The sequence below is a fragment of the Bradyrhizobium sp. ORS 111 genome (assembly GCF_045571485.1).
GTDB lineage: Bacteria > Pseudomonadota > Alphaproteobacteria > Rhizobiales > Xanthobacteraceae > Bradyrhizobium.
This window is the reverse complement of the sequence record NZ_CP120701.1, coordinates 7,565,217-7,584,666: the sequence shown is the minus strand read 5'-3', so window position 1 is coordinate 7,584,666 and position 19,450 is coordinate 7,565,217. Positions and strand designations below refer to the sequence as shown.

The window sequence follows — 19,450 nt, the reverse complement described above, 5'->3', positions numbered from 1 at the left end:
CCTGAACGACAGAGTGCTCGCATGAATTTGTCTCCCCGCGAAAAGGACAAGCTCCTGGTCTCGATGGCGGCCATGGTAGCGCGCCGCCGGCTCGAGCGCGGCGTCAAGCTGAACCATCCCGAGGCTATCGCGTTGATCACCGACTTCATCGTCGAGGGTGCGCGCGACGGGCGCACGGTCGCCGAGCTGATGCAGGCCGGCGCCAAGGTGCTGACCCGCGATCAGGTGATGGACGGCATCCCCGAGATGATCCACGACATCCAGGTCGAGGCGACATTTCCCGATGGGACCAAGCTCGTCACCGTGCACGACCCGATCCGATAGGAGCGCGACATGATCCCCGGTGAACTCTTCATCAAGGACGGCGAGATCGAGCTCAATGCCGGCCGCAAGACCGTGACGCTGTCGGTCGCCAACACCGGCGACCGGCCGATCCAGGTCGGCTCGCACTATCATTTCTTCGAGACCAACCCGGCGCTGAAATTCGACCGCAAGCGCGCTCGCGGCATGCGCCTCGACATCGCCGCCGGCACCGCCGTCCGCTTCGAGCCCGGCCAGACCCGCGACGTCCAGCTCGTGGCGCTCGCCGGCAAGCGCGTGATCCACGGCTTCCGCGCCGAGGTGAAGGGCAAGTTGTGAGCTTGACCTGACGCGATGAGAACTTTGGCGATAATCGACGGTGAGGTGAGCACCGCGGGCGGGCTCCCTCCCCCCTTGCGGGGGAGGGGTGGGGAGAGGGGTAAGCCCCGAACTCCGGCAGTGGAGGTTGCGCTGAAGGTGGGGAGAGGGGTATGCCGCATACTCAGGTAGGCGACAGTCAGCGCACTCGCGCCAAACAGCTCCGCCGTACCATGACGCGCGCGGAAATGCTGCTGTGGCGTCACTTGAAGGCCGACCGTCTCGCAGGGCTGGGGTTCCGTCGCCAGACCCCGATCGGCAACTACATCGCCGATTTCGTCGCGCATTCCTGCAAGCTCGTGGTCGAGGTCGACGGCGAGAGCCACGATTTCGAGGAACGCATCAGGCGCGACGAACGGCGCGATCAATGGTTCGCGTCGCGCGGCTATCGGGTCCTGCGTTTCACCAACGACGACGTGTTGAGAAATCTGGAAGGTGTGGCGCTGAGCATCATGGAAGCGGCCGAGCAAGCGGCACCCCTCTCCCTAACCCTCCCCCGCAAGGGGGGAGGGAACCCTTCCGCCGGTGATTCCCTTACATCTGATGGCGATCCACTTGCTCGCGCTGGCGCGGAGGAGCAGTGATGCGATGGAGAGAAGCGGTGAGGTGCAGTGAGGTGAGCACGTCGGTCAGGCTCCCTCCCTCCTCTTGTCCGCCGAAGCCTCGGCGAAGGCGGATGCGGGGGAGGGCTGGGGAGAGGGGTAAGCCCCGAGCGCTGACGGAAGTTACTTCTCGATCCTGCGCCAAGTGCGAGTACAATCGAAACGGAGCGCCGTAAGCCGATGCTCCCCGCGATCCGTCTGATCTCCGAAGCTGCCGAGTTTGCTGCGCGCCGTCATAACGGGATGGCGCGCAAGGGGCGGGGGAGCGAGCCCTATATCAACCATCTTGCCGAGGTTGCGAACCTGCTCGCCGCCGTCACCGATGGCGCCGATGCCGAGCTGGTGGCGGCGGGCTGGCTGCACGACACCATCGAGGACACCGGGACCACCCGCGAGGAACTGGCGCGTGAATTCAGCGAGAGCGTCGCCTCGTTCGTCGTCGAATGCACCGACGACATGAGCCTTTCGAAGCCTGCGCGCCGGCAAAAGCAGATCGAGGACGCCACGCACAAATCGCCTGGCGCGAAGCTGATCAAGATCGCCGACAAGGTCAGCAATATCGGTGCGCGGATTGTGCCGCATCCAAGCCAGGACGAGCGCGCCGATCTCGCCGATTATGCAGCCTGGGCCGAGCAGGTGGCCGCAGGTTGCCGGGGCATCAATCCGCGGCTTGACCGCATTTTCGACGACACCGTTGCGCGCGCAAGGGCTGCGCTCGCAGAAGCAGGGGGCTGACATGGCCGTCAAGATCAAGCGTTCCGTCTATGCCGACATGTTTGGCCCGACCACCGGCGACAAGGTGCGGCTCGCCGACACCGACCTGATCATCGAGGTCGAGAAGGATCTCACCACCTATGGCGAAGAGGTGAAGTTCGGCGGCGGCAAGGTGATCCGCGACGGCATGGGGCAGTCGCAGGCGACCAACGCGCAGGGCGCTGCCGACACCGTCATCACCAATGCGCTGGTTGTCGACCACTGGGGCATCGTCAAGGCTGACGTCGCGATCAAGGACGGGATGATCGCCGCGATCGGCAAGGCCGGCAATCCCGACATCCAGCCCAACGTCACCATCGTGATCGGTCCGGGCACCGATGTGATCGCGGGCGAGGGCAAGATCCTCACCGCCGGCGGATTCGACAGCCACATCCATTTCATCTGCCCGCAGCAGATCGAGCATGCGCTGATGAGCGGCGTCACCTCGATGTTAGGGGGCGGCACCGGCCCGTCGCACGGCACCTTCGCCACCACCTGCACGCCCGGCCCGTGGCACATGGGCCGGATGATCCAGTCGTTCGATGCCTTTCCGGTCAATCTCGGCATCTCGGGCAAGGGCAACTCGTCGCGCCCGGCGGCGCTGGTCGAGATGGTCAAGGCCGGCGCCTGCGCGCTGAAGCTGCACGAGGATTGGGGCACCACGCCGTCGGCGATCGACACCTGCCTCTCGGTCGCCGACGATCACGATGTCCAGGTGATGCTGCATTCGGACACGCTGAACGAATCCGGCTTCGTCGAGGATACGGTGAAGGCGTTCAAGGGGCGCACCATCCATGCCTTCCACACCGAAGGCGCCGGCGGCGGCCACGCGCCCGACATCATCAAGATCGCCGGCCTGAAGAACGTGCTGCCGTCCTCGACCAACCCGACGCGGCCATTCACCCGCAATACCATCGATGAGCATCTGGACATGCTGATGGTGTGCCATCACCTCGATCCCTCGATCGCCGAAGACCTCGCCTTCGCCGAGAGCCGGATCCGCAAGGAGACCATCGCTGCCGAAGACATCCTGCACGATCTCGGCGCGCTCTCGATGATGTCGTCGGACTCGCAGGCAATGGGCCGGCTCGGCGAAGTCATCATCCGCACGTGGCAGACCGCCGACAAGATGAAGAAGCAGCGCGGGGCGCTACCGCAGGACAAGGGCAACGACAACGACAATTTCCGCGTCAAGCGCTACATCGCCAAATACACCATCAATCCTGCGATCGCGCATGGCGTGTCGAAGCTGATCGGCTCGATCGAGAAGGGCAAGCTCGCCGACCTCGTGCTGTGGTCGCCGGCCTTCTTCGGCGTCAAGCCGGACTGCATCATCAAGGGCGGCTCGATCGTGGCCGCTCCGATGGGCGATCCCAACGCGTCGATCCCGACGCCGCAGCCGGTGCACTACCGGCCGATGTTCGCCGCGTTCGGCAAGTCGCTCACCGCCTCATCGGTGGTGTTCACGTCGAAGGCGGCCGCAGCGGGCGGCCTCGCCCGCAAGCTCGGCATCAGCAAAAAGCTCTACGCGGTGCAGAACACCCGCGGCAAGATTTCCAAGAAGAGCATGATCCACAACGATGCCACCCCCGAGATCGAGGTCGATCCCGAGACCTATGAGGTACGCGCAGACGGCGAGCTCCTGACCTGCGCGCCGGCGGAGGTGCTGCCCATGGCACAGCGTTACTTTATGTTCTAAAACCGCTCCCGGTAACCAGAGCGTTTTCGAGCGAAGTGGATTTCCGGTTCGCGGAAAGAAAACGCGTCAAAAAATAAGACTCCAGCCAGAAAAGAAAACCGGGAGGAATTTCCGTGATTTACGTCGTTGCCACGCTGACCATCAAGCCCGAGATCCGCGCCGAATTCATCGCCGCGGCAACGGCCTGCATCAAGGAGACCCGCAAGGAGGCGGGCAATATCGCCTACGACCTGCATGAGAGCGTCACCGACAACAGCAAGATGGTGTTCGTCGAGCAGTGGGAAAATGCCGAGGCGCTGGTGCCGCATCGCGCCGCCGAGCACATGAAGACGTTCGGCCGGGTCGCGGTGAAATGCATGGCCGCGCCGCCGAAGATCGAGGTGATCACGCCCGAGAAGGTCGACGTCCGCTAGTCAAGAAGAACAAGGAGCCAATCCATGATCTATGTCATCGCCACCACGCCGATGAAACCGGAGAGCCGCGAGGACTTCATCAAGGGGCACAAGGACTGCACGGTCGAGACCCGCAAGGAGAAGGGCTGCCTCGCCTATGACGGCCATGTCAGCGTCAACGATCCAAACCTCTATGTGGTGGTCGAGCGCTGGGAGAGCCGCGACGATCTCAATGCGCATGCTCGCGCACCGCACATGAAAGTGTGGCGGGAATATTCGTCGCAAATGAAGACCGGGCCGACGGTGATCGAGATCATCAGCGACGGCAAGGTCGAGAAGTTCTAATGTGGACCCGTTTGGTGGCCCCATGGTCCGAGGCGCGCGGCAGCGCCGCGCTCCTCACCATGAGGATCTAAGACCTCATCCTGAGGAGGCGCGAAGCGCCGTCTCGAGTGATGAAGCCACCGAACGTCGGGATATCGAGGCAGACGAGCATGATCCGCGCGACCAGGGTTCTGGGACTTTACCGCTGGAAGGAGCCGCCGGCCGACACCGTCGTGCTCGATTTCGACGACCGGCACCGGCGGCGGATGGCGATGACGGGGACGCGCGGGCTTGAGTTCCTGCTCGATCTCGAGGCCGCCGTGGCGTTGCGCGGCGGCGATGCGCTGGTGCTGGAGGATGGCCGCCTCATCGAGGTGGTCGCCGCTCCGGAGCCGCTGGTGGAAATCCGCGGCAGCGATCCGCATCACCTGATCCGGGTCGCCTGGCATCTCGGCAACCGCCATCTGCCGACGCAGATCATGCCGAAGGGCCTGCGCATCCGCAGGGATCACGTGATCGAGGCGATGGTGAAGGGACTGGGCGCCCGCGTCATCGAGATCGAAGCGCCGTTCGATCCCGAAGGCGGGGCTTATGCCGGGCACGGGCATGCCGAGGAGCCGCATGCACACGGCCATACCGGGCACGATCACGCCCGCGGCCATGCGCGTGATCATGGCCATGATCACCATCATGCCCATGATCATCGTCACGGCGATGATCACCACCACGACGCCCATTGTGGTCACGATCATCATCACCATCACGACCACTCCCATGCTCATGACCACAAATGAGCCGGCTCCCGCCGCGGTCAGCGACGGGATGACGGAGGGCGAGTCGGGGGCGCTGTACCGGCTGATGACATGGCTGTCGCCGTCGTTTCCAGTCGGCGCGTTCTCCTATTCCAGCGGCATCGAATGGGCGGTGGAGGCCGGCGACATTACGGACGCCGCATCGCTCCGCGGCTGGCTGGCGGCGATGCTGACCGACGGCAGCGGCTTCTGCGACAGCGTCTTGCTGGCGCAAAGCCATCGCGCGGTGTCCGATCAGGATCATGCCGCATTGAGCGAAGTGGCCGAGCTCGCGGCTGCGCTTGCACCGTCGCGCGAACGGCAGCTCGAGACCACGACGCAGGGCCGCGCCTTCATCGACATTGCGCGGGCGGCCTGGAGTTCACCCGGCCTCGACGCGATCATTGCGGCCTGCGGCGGCCCGATCGTCTATCCGGTCGCCGTCGGCCTCGTCAGCGCGGCGCACCGCATCCGGCTCGCGCCATCGCTGCACGCCTTCCTCCACGCCGTGGTGTCGAACTGGATTTCCGCGGGCAGCCGGCTGATCCCACTCGGGCAAACCGACAGCCAGCGCGTGCTGGCCGATCTCGAGCCTGATGTGACAGCGACCGCGCGGCGAGCTGCGGCGGCATCGCTCGACGATCTCGGCAGCGCGACCTTCCGCGCCGATCTCGCAAGCTTGCGCCACGAGACGCAGTATACGAGGCTGTTCCGGTCATGATGTGCGACACAATCCAGCTGTCGTCCCCGCGAAAGCGCTAGGGCATCTACACATCTTTTCCGGACCGAAAAGTGACTCTCGATCAAGGACTTGCTTGCCACTCGATGACGCCATTTCGCGAGCAGAGCTTAGCAAAAGTGCGGCGTTTCTCTGCGTTGCTAAGCTAAGTCGTTGAGAAGACTCCGGAAGACATGTAGATGCCCTAGCGCGAAAGCGGGGACCCTTAACCACAGGCCTTTGTGGGTATGCGAGGTTGGGCCCCCAGCCGTTTACACCAATGGAATTCGGTGGCTATGGGTCCCTGCTTTCGCAGGGACGACGATAACGGAGAGAGAATCTCACATGCCCACTTCCCACGGTCCGTTGCGCGTCGGTGTCGGCGGCCCGGTCGGCTCCGGCAAGACCGCGCTGATGGATCTGCTCTGCAAGGCAATGCGTGAACGCTACGACATCGCCGCGATCACCAACGACATCTACACCAAATGGGATGCCGAGTTCCTGGTGCGGTCGGGGTCGCTGACGTCGGATCGTATCGCGGGCGTCGAGACCGGCGGCTGCCCGCACACCGCGATCCGCGAGGATGCTTCGATGAATCTCGCGGCGGTCGCCGACATGCGGGCCAAGTTTCCCAATCTTGACCTGGTGCTGATCGAATCCGGCGGCGACAACCTCGCCGCGACGTTCTCGCCGGAATTGGCCGACCTGACGATCTATGTCATCGACGTTGCCGCGGGCGACAAGATTCCCTCCAAGGGCGGTCCCGGGATCACGCGGTCCGACCTGCTGGTGATCAACAAGATCGACCTCGCCCCCTATGTCGGCGCGTCGCTGGAAAAGATGGACACCGACGCCAGGCGAATGCGTGGCGAGCGGCCCTTCGTGATGACCAACCTGAAGAAGAGCGACGGCCTCGATCGCATCATAAGCTTCATCGAGAGCAAGGGCGGCCTTCGGTCGCAGGCGGCCGGTCGTTAATCATTGTGGCGGGCTCCCTGACGCCGGCCCGTCATCCTCGCGCAGGGGCTTCGTCTTTCTCGCTGGAGCAGCGCGGCAGGCGTGGCTCGTAGGATGAACGGCCCGCTCGGTAGCCTGCTTTGAGACGGCCGGTTGCGCGGCCTCGCCAGCATGGCGGATTTGGCAGGCCGCGCATCCGCTTGCCGCAAAAAAGCTGCGCAATCGCCGGAACAATTTCCCAGTTCGCCGATTAGCAATCTCTGGCGTCGCCACAGATCAGCCAGTGGCGTCGGCGTTAATGTTGCCGAGCAGCTCTTGTTGCGTACCGATGATCGCTACTCCATATTCCGCAGCGATTGGCGTTCATCGCACCCTGATTTGTCGCCGCCCCCGCAGACTTCAGATGCCTTCCATCGCCTTCTGTCACCCCCTGATTGCCGAGTAAGCGAGTGGTTCGGCTGGGCTTTATCGTTGCCTTGATCGCGCTGATCGGAGTGCTGCTGTCCGGTCTCGCGGCCTATCGTGTGCACGATCAGGAGCTCGCGCTCGACAGCATCGCGCTGGCGCGGGCGATCGATGTCCACGCCAGCCTGGTGCAGGACCGTCTGACCGAGCGCGAGCTGCTGGCACGGGTGGCTTCGGGACTGTTCCGCTCGCCCTCGACGGTGAAGGCCAATATGCTGCAGCCGCTGCGCTCGGCGATCTACGCTTTCAAGACCGATTTCGTTGTCGCCGCCTGGATTGCGCGGCTGAAGCCGAACGAGCTGTCGGCGGCTGTGGCGGAGCTGAAAGCCGCGGGCTTCACCAACCCGTCGATCCGCGACTTCGACGATCAGCCGCTCGATCTCAAGGCGCTCGACCGGCCGATCAACGTGCTGATGGACGTCGAGCCGCGCAACCAGGAAACCCTGAGCATCCCGGGCCGCGCGTTCGATCGCCATTCGGTGGTCGGCCCGATGCTGGCACGGGCGATGGCGGAGGCCAAGCCGGTTGCGTCGGACCCGATCCCGCTGCTGCGACAGAACGGCCCGGTCGGCGTCGCGCTCGCCGCGCCGGTGTTCCAGGAGCACGCGTCGGAGCCGGCCGGCTTCATCACCTTTTCGTACGAGCTGTCATCGCTGATGCTGACCAATGACGATACCTCGCTGTTTTCGGTGGCGCTGAAGGACCCACGCGATTCCAACGACGAGTTCATCGCCAACGAGCAGGGCGTCGTCACCTCGCGCGCGGTGCGCCAGGAGGGGCCGGCGCCGTCGATGGTCCGCACCGTGACCTTCGGCGGGCGTGACTGGTCGCTGGATTACTACGCCAAGAGCAACGCCACGATGCGCGCGCAGCAGACCGCGACCATCGTCGCCGCGATCGGACTCGCACTGACCGGCATTGTCTGCGGCCTGTTCGGCTATGTCGCTTACAACAACCTGCGTCTGAGCCGCGAGATCGAAGTGCGGATCGGCTTCGAGCGGCGGCTGACCGCTGTCATCGACGAGCTCAACCATCGCGTCAAAAACATCCTCGCGGTGATCCAGTCGATTGTGACGCGAACGCTGCGCCATGGTTCCGACATCGAGGTCGCACGCGAGCTTCTGATCGGCCGCATCCACGCAATGTCGAATGTCGTGACGCTGCTTAGCGAGAGCCAGTGGCAGGGCGTCAAGCTGAAGGGCCTGTTCGAATCGCGATCGATCCCGCATGCCGACCGGATCGCGGTGAACGGCCCCGACATCACCGTCAGCGCCCGCGCGGCGCAATCGCTGTCGCTGTTGTTCTTCGAGCTTGCCTCGCATTCCGACGAGGGGCTGTCGCTGGTCGGCAAGCACCCGCACATCGTCGCAAATTGGGAAGTCAACGGCGACGCCGCGGACGCGATCTTCCATTTCCGCTGGGAGGAGTTCAACACCAGCGAGGCCACGCGGCGGCCGGACAGCGACTTCGGCCTGATCCTGCTCGATCGCGTCGCGCCGGAGGCGCTGGGCGGGACGGCGAAGCGCTATTTCACCGACGTCTCCTATGTCTACGAGCTGATCGCGCCGATGGATACCGTCGTCGACATGACCGAACGCGACCGCACCGAGCAGTTCTCGGCCCCGGTCCGTCCCATCAAAATCAAATAGCGGGCCGGCGGTATCGCGCCGGGGGGCCAATCACGGGCAGGTGGCCGTCATTTCGCGTTGCCGCGAATGGCGTTACGACCGGTCCGCGGAACCTCCCCTGGGACATTCGCCGCCCTCCCGGCTGCTTTGCAACTCATTGTTAAACCTTCATTGAGCATGCTTGAGGCTAATGGACCAGGATACCGTCTGAGGACCCCGATGCGGCTTTGGGTCAGCCTGACTTTGCTGGCGGCAATTTTGCCGGCAGGGCTGTCGTTCGCCTTGACCGGGACGGAGACGCCGGACGACCTTGCGAAGGTCCGGGCCAGCTATCGCCGGCCAGATGCCGTTCCCTTCCCAAGCAGCAACCCCTATTCCAAGGCGAAATCCGATCTTGGAGAAATGCTGTTCTTTGACCCGCTGTTTTCGCGGTCGAAGACGCACTCATGCGCGTCCTGCCACAACCCATCGCTGTCGTGGGCCGACGGCCTCCCCCGTGCCATCGGCGAGGATCCCAAGGGGCTGCCGCTTCGCGCACCAACCCTGATCGACGTGGCCTTCATCGAACCGCTCGGGTGGGACGGCAAGTTCGGCACTCTCGAGTCCGTCGCATTCGGACCGATCGAGAGCCCGGCCAACATGAATATGACGGAGCCGGAATTGATTGCCCGCCTCTCGGCGATTCCCGGTTACGTCGATGCGTTCTCCCGTGCCTTTGGCGACGGCGCGATCACGCGGTCGCGGATCGAAGCCTCATTGGCGACCTTTGAACGCTCAATTGTGGCAGGCGAGGCGCCGTTCGACCGCTGGATCAACGGAGACGATGCGGCAATCAGCGCGGCCGCGCAGCACGGTTTTCGAATCTTCAACGGCAAGGCGCGTTGCTCGTCCTGCCACAGCGGCCCGTCCTTCTCGGACGGATCGTTTCAGGACATCGGCACCGCCAAGGGCAAGGACATCGGGCGGGGCAGCTTTTTTCCGACCTCCGTGAAGCTGCGGTACGCATTCAAGACGCCGACATTGCGCGATGTTGCGCGCCGCGGGCCCTATATGCACGACGGATCGGTCGCGACCCTGGAAGACGTCATCGAGCTGTACAACAAGGGCGGGATCGATCGGCCGAGCCGGTCGCCGGACATCAAGCCGCTGTCCCTGACGGCAAGCGAGAAGAAGGACCTGATCGCCTTCCTTCAGACGCTGACCGCATCCTCGCCACCGTCCGCCGTGCCAAGGCTGCCGCGCTGACGGCCGACTGACGCGCGTCAGGATACGCTCGGCAGCACCCATCCCATCAGGCCGAGACCCACGACCAGAAGCGCGCCCGCGCAGATTTCCAGGGCGTCGGTCCGCTCCGGATACCGTTTTGCCCCGAGGGCCAGCACCGACCCTACCCCGACGCTCACGACGCTCAACGCTCCGAGCATGTACCGGCCTCCCTGTCCGCCTTGTCGGCGCTTCATTACGACAGGTCGAATTGAGGCTCCGTGCCGGAACTAGTTAAAATCCGAGATAATTGGCGGAAAGCGGCGGAAGGGGGCTGCCGGGCATTGTTAACCACGAAACAACCAGTGGGTGTTGGCTGGCAAAAACCGTTAAAATTTGATGTAAGATGAATAAATCGTTGATGTTGGGCGGTAGTTAAAATGTTTAATGGGTGGGGGCGCGGTGCCAGTTCGGCACCGGTTGGGCGCTCTGTGTTCGCCAAGTGCATTCTCGGGATTCTGTTTTGCGTCATAGCGGCGCAAGCGGCCGAGGCGCACGTCAAATGGTTCTGTGCCTATGATGTCGCCGGGCAGCCCCGCGGTCTCGAGAATGTTCTCTGTCAGGATTTCGAACTGCTGCTCGGCGTAGCGGTCTTCTGGCTGTTCGCCGGCTGTCTGATCGAGCCGACCGCTCTGGGTACGGCAACGATCCGCGCCCTCGACCGGATCACCGAGCCGTTGCGGCTGCGCACGGAGACGATGATCCGCGCCGTCTGTGCTTTCTTCTTCATCTCGATCTGGGCCGTCGGCGGAATCCTGCTGACCCCGGAGTTGAAGACGACCTCGCCTCTCGTGGGCGTGCTGCAGCTTGGCATCGCCGCCGGCATGCTGTCGCGACGTACACTGCCGCTGTCCGCAGTCGGGATCGTGATCCTGTTCGGAATCGGCGTGCACGACTACGGCGTCTTTCATCTTGCCGACTATCCGATCTTTCTCGGCGTCGCCGCCTACCTGGCGCTGGTCGGACTCAAGAAGGATCTATTCGGAATTTCGCCGCTCGATGTGGTCAGGTATTCGGCCGGCGTGACGTTGATGTGGGCCTCGATCGAAAAATGGGCTTACCCGGAATGGAGCTTCCCTCTGCTCATCGAGCACGCCACCATCACGTTCGGCTTTGACAACGAATTCTACATGCGCGCCGCGGGCATGGTGGAATTTACGCTGGCCTTCGCGCTGCTATGGACGCCGCTGATCCGGCGCTGTGCGGCCGTGGTGCTGACCGGGATGTTCATCAGCGCATGCTTCGAATTCGGAAAGATCGATACGATCGGGCACTCGGCGATCGTGGCCGTCCTGCTCGCGATCGCCTGCGACGATCGGACGTCCGCGCGCGACGTTCGTGCGGCGTGGCTCGCGCCCGTCAGCCTTTGCGCGGCGCTGACGGTGACGTTGTTCGTCTACTATGCCGGTCACGCCGCGCTGTTCAAGACGTCGATCTTGTAGGATCGCACGCCTGCGCTCTCTGCTTGAGACCGCTATTTGGCGACGTGGACGGTCAGCTTCATCTTCGGATGAATGCCGCACAACACCGTGTAGTCGCCGGAGACGGGAAAGGCGACGTCATATTTGCTGCCCGGCTGCTGGTCGCCGGAATCGAAGCTGAACTTGTCCGAGCTCAAATATGCGTGATGCAGGAGTTCGCCGTCGTCGTTAATGAACCGTAAAGTTTCGCCACGCTTGATCGAGATCTCCGCAGGTCTGAATTCCCGATCCTTCTGTGAGATGGCAAGAGGGCTTGCGCCCAGGGCCGTTCCGACCAGCGCTCCCGCGATCATTGCGGCCGCAACCTGCACGCCGCCGAACCTGCCCAGCCTCATATCGCGCAACAAGCCTGACTGCATTTGACCCCCGCTTGAAAGTCGGACATCAGACATCCTACGGCGCAAATGGTGCGTCCAGGATTACCCGTGATGGTGATTATCGGTGGTTGATCTTAACGATTTTGGCATGAGTTGCCGTCACAACTAGCGCTATTTACGCATGCAGTTTTCTTTCCGCTGCGTCAGGTGTTCTGCGTGGCTTGAGTAACGTGTACTGCGGCGGGACACGGACATGGACCTTCGCTCCAGCCTGAGAACGGGAAGTGTTGCAGTGTTTCGGTTTGTTGCCGAGCGCGTGTCGCGTGTTGCTTTGACCAAAGGCTCAATTCGTACTCAAATTCTCATTTTCTCCCTCGCGATGAGCGCCATCGCAGTCGCGCTCGGCGGATACTCCGTGCTTGGGATCCGCCATGCCGGCGATCTGGTGGCGAGGACGTTCGACAAATCGTTGATGTCGATCAACTATGCCCGGGCCGCGGGGGCGGACTTTGCCGCCATGCGAGTGGCGTCGTCGCAACGCCTGTTGACCACCGATCCGGCGGCCCGCGCCAGGCTCGACGGTCAGATCGAATCGCTGGCGAAGACGCTGTCGGAAGATCTCAGCGTCGCGGCCGATCGGTCGCAATCGTCGCGGGCCGCGAAGGCCGCCGCTAAGGTGCAGGAAGCCGCCGACGCCTGGATGGCGCTGCATCGTCGCGCCGTCGAATCATCTTCCGAGGCGGGCGCTGCGTCAGGCCTGCATGCGCCGGGCACGTCGGTCGGCGACGTCGATCGATACTCCGAGATCGTCAGTCAGCAAGTCGAACTGCTGGTCAACTATACGGCGGGCGATGGCTTTCTGTTTCGGCAGCGGGCGCTCTCGACGATCAAGCGCGATCTGCAACTCAACGTGGCGGGGTTGACCGCTGCGCTGTTCTTGTCGGCGCTGTTTTCCTGGTTGTTGGCGCGCCGCATCATTGGACCGGTTGCCATCGCGTCGAAGGCGGCAAGGCGTATCGCCGGCGGCGATCTCGACGCGACGATTCCCAAGGGTGGCACGGACGAACTCGGCACCCTCCTGACCGCGATGGAAACCATGCGGGACAACATCAGGCGGACGGTCGATCAGGAGGTGTCGCAGCGCCGGTCGGCGCAGACGAGGCTGTCCGATGCGCTGGAGACATCGCGTGAAGGCGTCGTGCTGCTGGACGCGGACGGCGAGATCGCGCTGGCGAACTCGCGCGCAAGCGAGCTCATCCGCCTCTCACCCCAGCTTCTACGTTCGGACCGGATCGATACGGCGGCGCCGGCCGATGGCGAGGCCAATGGATTCGCGAGCGAAGCGCAGCTTTCCGACGGCCGATGGTTGCGCGTGAGCCGGAGCGAGACGCAGGAAGGCGGCGTCGTCCTCGTCTACAGCGACATCACCACGCTGAAGGAGCAGAAGGCGGAGCTGCACGCGACCAATCTGCGGCTCGATGCGGCGCTGACCCACATGTCGCAGGGCTTGTGCCTCTACGACCGCGACGGGCGGCTGCAGGTCGTCAATCCGCGCTTCTGCGAGATCTTCGATGTTTCGCCCGAACTGATCGTGCCGGGGATGACGCTGGAGGACGTCCTCGAGATGAGCGTTGCCGCGGGCAATCATGGCAGCCGTACCGTGGCCGATCTGCTGGCGGAGCGCGACCGGTCGATCGACGGGCGCGAAGGAGGCAACTATCTCCAGCATCTGAGCGATGGGCGCATCATCTCGATCGCGCAGCGGCCGACATCCGACGACGGCTGGCTCGTCACCTGCGAGGACGTGACCGAGCAACAACGGGCCGAGTCGCAGATCGCATTCATGGCCCGGCACGATGCCCTGACCAAGCTGCCAAACCGAACTTTGCTCGCCGAACGGATCGAGCAGGCGGTGGCGCAGGCCGGCCGCGGTCTCGGCTTTGCCGTCTTCTGCCTCGACCTCGATAATTTCAAGCAGGTCAACGACACGCTCGGGCATCCGGTGGGCGACGAATTGCTGTGCGCGGTCGCCGACCGGCTCAATGCCTGTGTCCGCGAGGTCGATACCGTGGCGCGCCTGGGCGGCGACGAGTTTGCGGTCATACAATGCGGCATCCAGAACGCCGAGGACACCGAGCGGCTTGCACGGCGCATCGTCGAGTGTGTCGGCGCCCCATACGAACTGAGCGGGCATCGCGTGGTCGTCGGATGCAGCGTCGGAATGTCGGTATCGCCGAACGACGGAACGACCGGCGAGAAGCTCCTGAAGAACGCCGACGTGGCGTTGTATCGCGCCAAGATGGAGGGCAGGGGGACCTGGCGGTTCTTCGAACCGGCGATGGACGCCAGCCTGCAGCGGCGCCGCGCGCTCGAGCTCGATCTCCGCGAGGCCATGGTGAGGGACGAGTTCGCGCTGTTTTATCAGCCGCTCTATGATCTGCATCTCGACCGCATCTGCGGCTTCGAAGCCTTGCTGCGCTGGCATCATCCCAAGCGGGGGCTCGTGCCGCCCGACCAGTTCATCCCGATCGCGGAAGAGATCGGGCTCATCGTGCAGCTCGGGGAATGGGTGCTCAACCGCGCCTGCGAACAGGCCGTCACCTGGCCGAGCGAGATGAAGCTTGCGGTCAATGTCTCCGCGGCGCAGTTTCGCGACCCGGGACTGATCGACATCATTTCCGGCGCGCTCACGACTTCAAAATTGTCGCCGCGCCGGCTCGAGCTCGAGATCACCGAATCCGTTTTCCTGGCGAACAGCAGCGAGACCATTGCAACGCTCCACAAGCTGAAGGCGCAGGGGCTGCGGATCGCGTTGGACGATTTCGGCACCGGCTATTCGTCGCTGAGCTATCTGCGCAGCTTTCCCTTCGACAAGCTCAAGATCGACAAGTCATTCGTCCGGGACGCGACGGCGGCCCACGGATCGAAATCGATCGTCCGCGCCGTCATCAGCCTTGGCAGAAGCCTCGGCATGACGACGATCGCCGAGGGCGTCGAGACGGTCGAGCAACTCGACCATATGAGGGCTGAAGGCTGCAACGAGGCCCAGGGCTTCCTCTTCAGTCATCCGGTCCCGGTGACCGAAATCGCCGCGAAGATCCTGGAGCTGAGAAACGGCTTCAAGGCCGACGCATTCAGGAATGCGATGGCGAGCTAGATCCGGAAAAGTGCGAAACGGCGTTGCGAAGAGATCATGCTCGAACAAGGCGCCGTGACGATTGAGCGTGATCTCGCCGCAGGCTCAGCGGCGTGATCGCGCTCGCCGAGTCAACCTTGCACGACCCAAAACGAAAAAGGCGGCCCAGTCGAGCCGCCTTTTCGCTTCGGTGTGTCTGTTGCCTAGCCGCCATTGCCGCCGATCACGGCGCGCACGGTGTTGTCGGGGCCGAAATCCTCGGCGCTGTCGACGTAGAGCAGGGCGCTCAGCTTCGATCGCGCGCGGTTGACGCGGCTCTTGATGGTGCCGACTGCGCAGCCGCAGATCGCCGCGGCATCCTCGTACGAGAAGCCGGAGGCGCCGACCAGGATCAACGCCTCGCGCTGGTCTTGCGGCAGCTTGTCGAGCGCGGCACGAAATTCCTCGAACTCGAGATGCGCGGCCTGCGACGGCTGGCTCTTCAGCGTCTTGGCATAGTTGCCCTCGGCGTCCTCCACCTCGCGCCGCCGCTTCCGGTAGTCGGAGCGAAACAGGTTGCGCAGGATGGTGAACAGCCACGCCGGCAGGTTCGAGCCCGGCTGGAACGAGTCGATGTTGGCGATCGCGCGCAGCAGCGTCTCCTGCACCAGATCGTCGGCGCGGTCGCCATTACCGGACAGCGAGATCGCGAACGCACGCAGACTCGGCACGGACGCCAGGATGTCGTCGCGGAGCTCATTCGTGAGAGGCATTAGTCCCCTCCATTGTTCTTGTCAGCATCGCCCCCGGCAACCGCGGCCGCAGCAGCCTCTGGTCCGTCGAGTTTGCGGATCAGCTCCGCAAAGCGGTCGGGCACTCCCTGTCGCACCACGTCGTCATACATGGCGCGAAGCTGGTGGCCGATTCTCGATTGAATCTCGGCGTTGAGACCGCCCTGCTTCTTTACTTCCTTCATGATCTGATCCACGTTTCCCCGGGAGTTAAGTCTCTGATTTCCAAGTCATTTCCTCGAACAGAGAGGTTGGCCGCGTCGCCTCGTCGGTTGGGAGCTAATGCAAAGTTGCGCAGAAAGTTCCGGGATGCTGGAACAATTTCGTGGAACTTTTTTGCCTTTCGCGCGTAGTCGGGCATGCAGGGGAACCGGGGTTGCCCTAGGAGCTTGATACGTCGCCGCTTGACACATCGGCGCAGGACAACGGGTTTCAGGCCGCAGGGCTTAAAAACAGGATGGAGTCGGAATGTCCCGATCGCAGGTCGTAGCTGAACATCTTCCGTTGCTGCGCCGTTATGCGCGCGCGCTGACGGGAAACCAGGCGTCGGGAGACGCCTATGTGGGCGCCATGCTGGAGGCCCTGCTGCAGGATGGATCATTGCTGGATCAGACGCACGGCCCGCGCGCCGGTCTGTTCCGGCTGTTTACCCAGATCTGGAATTCGGTGTCGGTGAATAATGACAACGCCGATGTTGCGACGCTGTCGCTGCCGCCGGAGCGCAGGCTCTCCAACATCACGCCCCTGCCGCGCCAGGCCTTCCTGCTGCTGTCGCTGGAAGGCTTCTCGGAGGAAGAGGTGGGCTACATCCTCGGCACCGACATCGCCGAGACGCGCAAGCTCACCGACGCCGCCGGCCGCGAAATGGCCGCCGAGATCGCCACCGACGTGCTGATCATCGAGGATGAGACCTTCATCGCGATGGACCTCGAGAGCCTGGTGAAGAATCTCGGCCACAACGTCATCGGCGTCGCCCGCACCCATTCCGATGCGGTGGCGCTTGCCAAGAACAAGAAGCCCGGCCTGATCCTCGCCGACATCCAGCTTGCCGACGGCTCGTCGGGCCTCGATGCGGTGAACGAACTGCTGCGCACGTTCGAAGTGCCGGTGGTGTTCATCACCGCCTATCCCGAGCGCTTCCTGACCGGCGAGCGGCCGGAGCCGGCATTCCTGATCTCGAAGCCGTTCCAGCCGGCGATGGTGTCGGCGGTGGCGAGCCAGGCGCTGTTCTTCCAGCGCAACTCGCGCAACCGCACCGCGCGTGCAGCGTCGGCATGATGTCCTGAATTCAGATAGGCTGGCAGAACCTGGTACCGGCGCGCCGAAAGGTGCGCCGGTTTTTTCATGGCTGCGGATTTTTCGCGGCCCGGCATGCATCGCAAGCGGTGGAGCCGGGTACGTCCGCCTGCTAAGCGCAGGCCATGGATACGACGCAGCGCGATAGATCGATCGGCTTTCTCTGCCTGGTGGTGACGGCGTGCGGCTGGGCGCTGAATTGGCCGCTGATGAAGCTGTTGCTGCAGCAATGGCCGCCGCTGTTCGCGCGCGGGCTGGCCGGCACCTGCGCCGCCTTGATCCTGGGGCTGCTCGCGCTGGCGCGCGGGCAGTCGCTCGCGGTGCCGCGCGATGCGATTCCGCGGCTGCTCTTCGCCTCGTTCACCAACGTCTTCGCCTGGATGGGCTTCGGCACCATCGCAATGAAGTTCGTCACCGTCGGCGAGGGCGCCCTGCTGGCCTACACGATGCCGATCTGGGCGATGCTGTTCGCCTGGCCGGTCCTCCATATCCGGCCGACGCTGCGGGACCTTGCGGCGCTGGTGCTCGGCGTGGCCGGCGTCGTGCTGCTGCTGGGCGGAGGCGGCCTGGCCTTCACGGCAGGCAAGCTGACCGGCATCGCGCTCGCGCTCTCCTGCGCGATCCTGTTCGCGCTCGGCAACGTGCTCAACCGCAAGCCGCTGCCGATGCCGCCGCTCACCGTGGTTGCCTGGCAGGTCGGCATCGGTTGCCTGGTGATGCTGGTGCTGGGTGTGCTGTTCGAGCACCCGGACTACACGGCGATCACGCCGCTCGGCATCGGCTGCTTCGTCTATATGACGCTGATGCCGATGGGCATCTGCTACCTGACCTGGTTCGAGACGCTGCGCCGTCTGCCGCCGACCTCGGCGTCGACCGGGATGCTGCTGGTGCCCGTGATCGGCGTGGTCTCCGCCGCGGTCATCCTGGGCGAACCCTTGGGCCTGCGCGAAATCGGCGCCATGGTGCTCACCCTCGGCGGCGTGACGCTGGCGCTGCAGCGGGCCTGATGCAGCGGCTCATCCTCCGACAGCGGAAACGGAACCGCCGTCGTTCGCGCGCGTTCTTTGCAAGAGAGGAGCTTAGCCATGCGCAAGGCACTCGCGCAGCTAGATGAAGAGCAGAGGGCGCAGCTACTTTATATCGCGGACCTCGGCACGGCGACGTTTTCGTCGGCGCTCGTGGTCTGCATCCTGAAGGGGATCGTGGACCTCTTCAGCGGAGCTTGAGCCAGCGCCGCATTGTGCCCCGTGCACAGACCGCGCGGACGCGCCGTCAATCCTTCGCGGGCACGTCCGGCTCGGCGTGCGTGTGCCCCTCAGGTCCTCGATTGAATACCCCAAATTCGCTGGACTTCACTCCGATCGCGGCATCGACCGGCCGGCCGGCGAGGCCGAGCTTGAGCAGTTCACGCACCGCCGCAGCGCGGGTCGGCATCCGGTGCCTGAATCGGAAATCGTCAATTGCCGTCAATTCCTCAGGGGAGAGCATGACCTGAAGACGCTCGGCACGAAGCTCATTCATTGCAAGCCACCCAAACTTAGCCAATTGAGCAATTTGCTGAACAAACCAATTCGGGGCAGGTTCCTCAAGTCCCGACAAAAAAGTCAAATTAGTAAAATCATCAAATGAAATCAATAGCTTGCAAGAATTTGAGCGGAACGAATCCGCTGTTTGGCTCTTTCTATGGTGGAGAGTGGCCATGACCAACGAGATCAAGCTGCCCCGCAAGTTATCCGATGAGCCTGCCGCGCCAGAGCCGCTGCGACCGAGCCACGCGCGGGTCATCGAGCAATTGGACCGCTGGGCCAATAGTCCTGGTCTTCAACCGCCAAAGGTGGACGATGCAGACGACACAGAAGACGATTCGAAAAAGGAAACGATCTGAGCCGCACACGTTCGAGCAGCGTCTCGAGGAGCACAGGCTGCGGCTTGAGGGCGAATTGGCGCGGCTGCCTGCCGGTGCCAAACGCGAGCAGGTCATCGCCCGTATCGAGCAATTGCGGGCCGCGGCCGAACTGAATGCGATGCTGTCGCGATGATTAGGCAACGCGCTCAAGCTGGCTCGGCGACCGCCGCGTTTGCGCCGTTGAGCACGGCATTGAAGCAACGAGACTGAATCAGCGCGCGGCTCTCGCGGCGGGTTCTCCACCGGGGTGCGGGATACCCCATCCCTCTCCTCT

24 protein-coding genes are annotated in these 19,450 nt (G+C 63.6%); 19 read left to right on the top strand and 5 right to left on the bottom strand.

Annotation, left to right across the window (positions count from 1 at the left end):
• Positions 1-21 precede the first annotated feature (21 nt).
• The 12 genes from P6U30_RS35090 (at position 22) to P6U30_RS35035 (ending at position 10,252) form a co-directional block, all read left to right on the top strand.
• Positions 22-324 carry an urease subunit gamma gene (locus tag P6U30_RS35090; protein ID WP_407167237.1) on the top strand — a complete coding sequence of 101 codons (303 nt, stop codon included), beginning with the start codon at positions 22-24 and terminating at the stop codon, positions 322-324.
• 9 nt (positions 325-333) lie between these two features.
• A complete protein-coding gene (locus P6U30_RS35085) occupies positions 334-639 on the top strand; it encodes an urease subunit beta (protein ID WP_066515712.1) in 306 nt (101 codons plus the stop codon).
• Positions 640-791: 152 nt separating this feature from the next.
• Entirely contained in the window at positions 792-1,262 is a 471-nt protein-coding gene (locus P6U30_RS35080) for an endonuclease domain-containing protein (protein ID WP_407167236.1), read from the top strand.
• A 198-nt stretch (positions 1,263-1,460) separates the two neighbouring features.
• Positions 1,461-2,015, top strand: coding sequence for an HD domain-containing protein (locus P6U30_RS35075; protein ID WP_407167235.1), 555 nt, complete (start codon positions 1,461-1,463; stop codon positions 2,013-2,015).
• A gap of 1 nt (position 2,016) precedes the next feature.
• Positions 2,017-3,732 carry an urease subunit alpha gene (ureC, locus tag P6U30_RS35070; protein WP_407167234.1) on the top strand — a complete coding sequence of 572 codons (1,716 nt, stop codon included), beginning with the start codon at positions 2,017-2,019 and terminating at the stop codon, positions 3,730-3,732.
• A 113-nt stretch (positions 3,733-3,845) separates the two neighbouring features.
• Positions 3,846-4,145, top strand: coding sequence for a putative quinol monooxygenase (locus P6U30_RS35065; protein ID WP_407167233.1), 300 nt, complete (start codon positions 3,846-3,848; stop codon positions 4,143-4,145).
• A gap of 24 nt (positions 4,146-4,169) precedes the next feature.
• Positions 4,170-4,469 carry a putative quinol monooxygenase gene (locus tag P6U30_RS35060; RefSeq protein WP_407167232.1) on the top strand — a complete coding sequence of 100 codons (300 nt, stop codon included), beginning with the start codon at positions 4,170-4,172 and terminating at the stop codon, positions 4,467-4,469.
• Between the two features lie 149 nt (positions 4,470-4,618).
• Positions 4,619-5,242, top strand: coding sequence for an urease accessory protein UreE (locus tag P6U30_RS35055; protein ID WP_407167231.1), 624 nt, complete (start codon positions 4,619-4,621; stop codon positions 5,240-5,242).
• Positions 5,223-5,960 carry an urease accessory protein UreF gene (locus P6U30_RS35050; RefSeq protein WP_407170617.1) on the top strand — a complete coding sequence of 246 codons (738 nt, stop codon included), beginning with the start codon at positions 5,223-5,225 and terminating at the stop codon, positions 5,958-5,960. Before P6U30_RS35055 ends, P6U30_RS35050 begins: the two co-directional genes overlap by 20 nt.
• 342 nt (positions 5,961-6,302) lie before the next feature.
• Complete coding sequence (ureG, locus tag P6U30_RS35045; RefSeq protein WP_407167230.1) at positions 6,303-6,935, top strand: urease accessory protein UreG; 633 nt, start codon at positions 6,303-6,305, stop codon at positions 6,933-6,935.
• 428 nt (positions 6,936-7,363) lie between these two features.
• Positions 7,364-9,028: an HWE histidine kinase domain-containing protein gene (locus P6U30_RS35040; protein ID WP_407167229.1), complete on the top strand. Its 1,665-nt coding sequence runs from the start codon at positions 7,364-7,366 to the stop codon at positions 9,026-9,028.
• Between the two features lie 198 nt (positions 9,029-9,226).
• Positions 9,227-10,252 (top strand): cytochrome-c peroxidase, encoded by a 1,026-nt coding sequence (locus tag P6U30_RS35035; RefSeq protein ID WP_407167228.1) that lies wholly within the window; start codon positions 9,227-9,229, stop codon positions 10,250-10,252.
• Positions 10,253-10,269: 17 nt separating this feature from the next.
• On the opposite strand, the gene P6U30_RS35030 is transcribed toward P6U30_RS35035, so the two are convergent.
• The gene (locus P6U30_RS35030) at positions 10,270-10,431 is read right to left on the bottom strand and encodes a hypothetical protein (protein WP_407149026.1); all 162 of its coding nucleotides are present in this window, start codon (positions 10,429-10,431) and stop codon (positions 10,270-10,272) included.
• 297 nt (positions 10,432-10,728) lie between these two features.
• Here P6U30_RS35030 and P6U30_RS35025 point away from each other — a divergent pair, with 297 nt between their 5' ends.
• The gene (locus tag P6U30_RS35025; protein WP_407170616.1) at positions 10,729-11,712 is read left to right on the top strand and encodes a hypothetical protein; all 984 of its coding nucleotides are present in this window, start codon (positions 10,729-10,731) and stop codon (positions 11,710-11,712) included.
• 32 nt (positions 11,713-11,744) lie between these two features.
• On the opposite strand, the gene P6U30_RS35020 is transcribed toward P6U30_RS35025, so the two are convergent.
• A complete protein-coding gene (locus tag P6U30_RS35020; protein WP_407167227.1) occupies positions 11,745-12,086 on the bottom strand; it encodes a methylamine utilization protein in 342 nt (113 codons plus the stop codon).
• 235 nt (positions 12,087-12,321) lie between these two features.
• Between P6U30_RS35020 and P6U30_RS35015 the strand changes: the two genes are divergently transcribed.
• A complete protein-coding gene (locus tag P6U30_RS35015; RefSeq protein ID WP_407167226.1) occupies positions 12,322-15,225 on the top strand; it encodes an EAL domain-containing protein in 2,904 nt (967 codons plus the stop codon).
• Between the two features lie 182 nt (positions 15,226-15,407).
• Here the strand turns inward: P6U30_RS35015 and P6U30_RS35010 are convergent, their stop codons facing one another.
• Positions 15,408-15,956, bottom strand: coding sequence for a sigma-70 family RNA polymerase sigma factor (locus tag P6U30_RS35010; protein WP_066515735.1), 549 nt, complete (start codon positions 15,954-15,956; stop codon positions 15,408-15,410).
• A complete protein-coding gene (locus P6U30_RS35005; protein ID WP_280974221.1) occupies positions 15,956-16,159 on the bottom strand; it encodes a NepR family anti-sigma factor in 204 nt (67 codons plus the stop codon). Before P6U30_RS35005 ends, P6U30_RS35010 begins: the two co-directional genes overlap by 1 nt.
• Positions 16,160-16,442: 283 nt before the next feature.
• Between P6U30_RS35005 and P6U30_RS35000 the strand changes: the two genes are divergently transcribed.
• The 3 genes from P6U30_RS35000 to P6U30_RS34990 all read left to right on the top strand — a co-directional run bounded on the left by P6U30_RS35000 (position 16,443) and on the right by P6U30_RS34990 (position 18,496).
• On the top strand, positions 16,443-17,252 hold the full coding sequence (locus tag P6U30_RS35000; RefSeq protein ID WP_280982628.1) for a response regulator: 810 nt from the start codon (positions 16,443-16,445) through the stop codon (positions 17,250-17,252).
• Positions 17,253-17,395: 143 nt separating this feature from the next.
• Positions 17,396-18,277, top strand: a complete 882-nt coding sequence (locus P6U30_RS34995) for a DMT family transporter (protein ID WP_407167225.1) — start codon at positions 17,396-17,398, stop codon at positions 18,275-18,277.
• A gap of 78 nt (positions 18,278-18,355) precedes the next feature.
• Positions 18,356-18,496 carry a hypothetical protein gene (locus P6U30_RS34990; protein ID WP_407149022.1) on the top strand — a complete coding sequence of 47 codons (141 nt, stop codon included), beginning with the start codon at positions 18,356-18,358 and terminating at the stop codon, positions 18,494-18,496.
• Between the two features lie 46 nt (positions 18,497-18,542).
• On the opposite strand, the gene P6U30_RS34985 is transcribed toward P6U30_RS34990, so the two are convergent.
• On the bottom strand, positions 18,543-18,791 hold the full coding sequence (locus P6U30_RS34985; protein WP_407170615.1) for a hypothetical protein: 249 nt from the start codon (positions 18,789-18,791) through the stop codon (positions 18,543-18,545).
• Between the two features lie 178 nt (positions 18,792-18,969).
• Between P6U30_RS34985 and P6U30_RS34980 the strand changes: the two genes are divergently transcribed.
• Together P6U30_RS34980 and P6U30_RS34975 are read left to right on the top strand one after the other, a co-directional pair.
• On the top strand, positions 18,970-19,155 hold the full coding sequence (locus tag P6U30_RS34980) for a hypothetical protein (RefSeq protein ID WP_407167224.1): 186 nt from the start codon (positions 18,970-18,972) through the stop codon (positions 19,153-19,155).
• Entirely contained in the window at positions 19,112-19,309 is a 198-nt protein-coding gene (locus tag P6U30_RS34975; RefSeq protein ID WP_407167223.1) for a hypothetical protein, read from the top strand. Before P6U30_RS34980 ends, P6U30_RS34975 begins: the two co-directional genes overlap by 44 nt.
• The last annotated feature ends 141 nt before the right edge of the window (positions 19,310-19,450 follow it).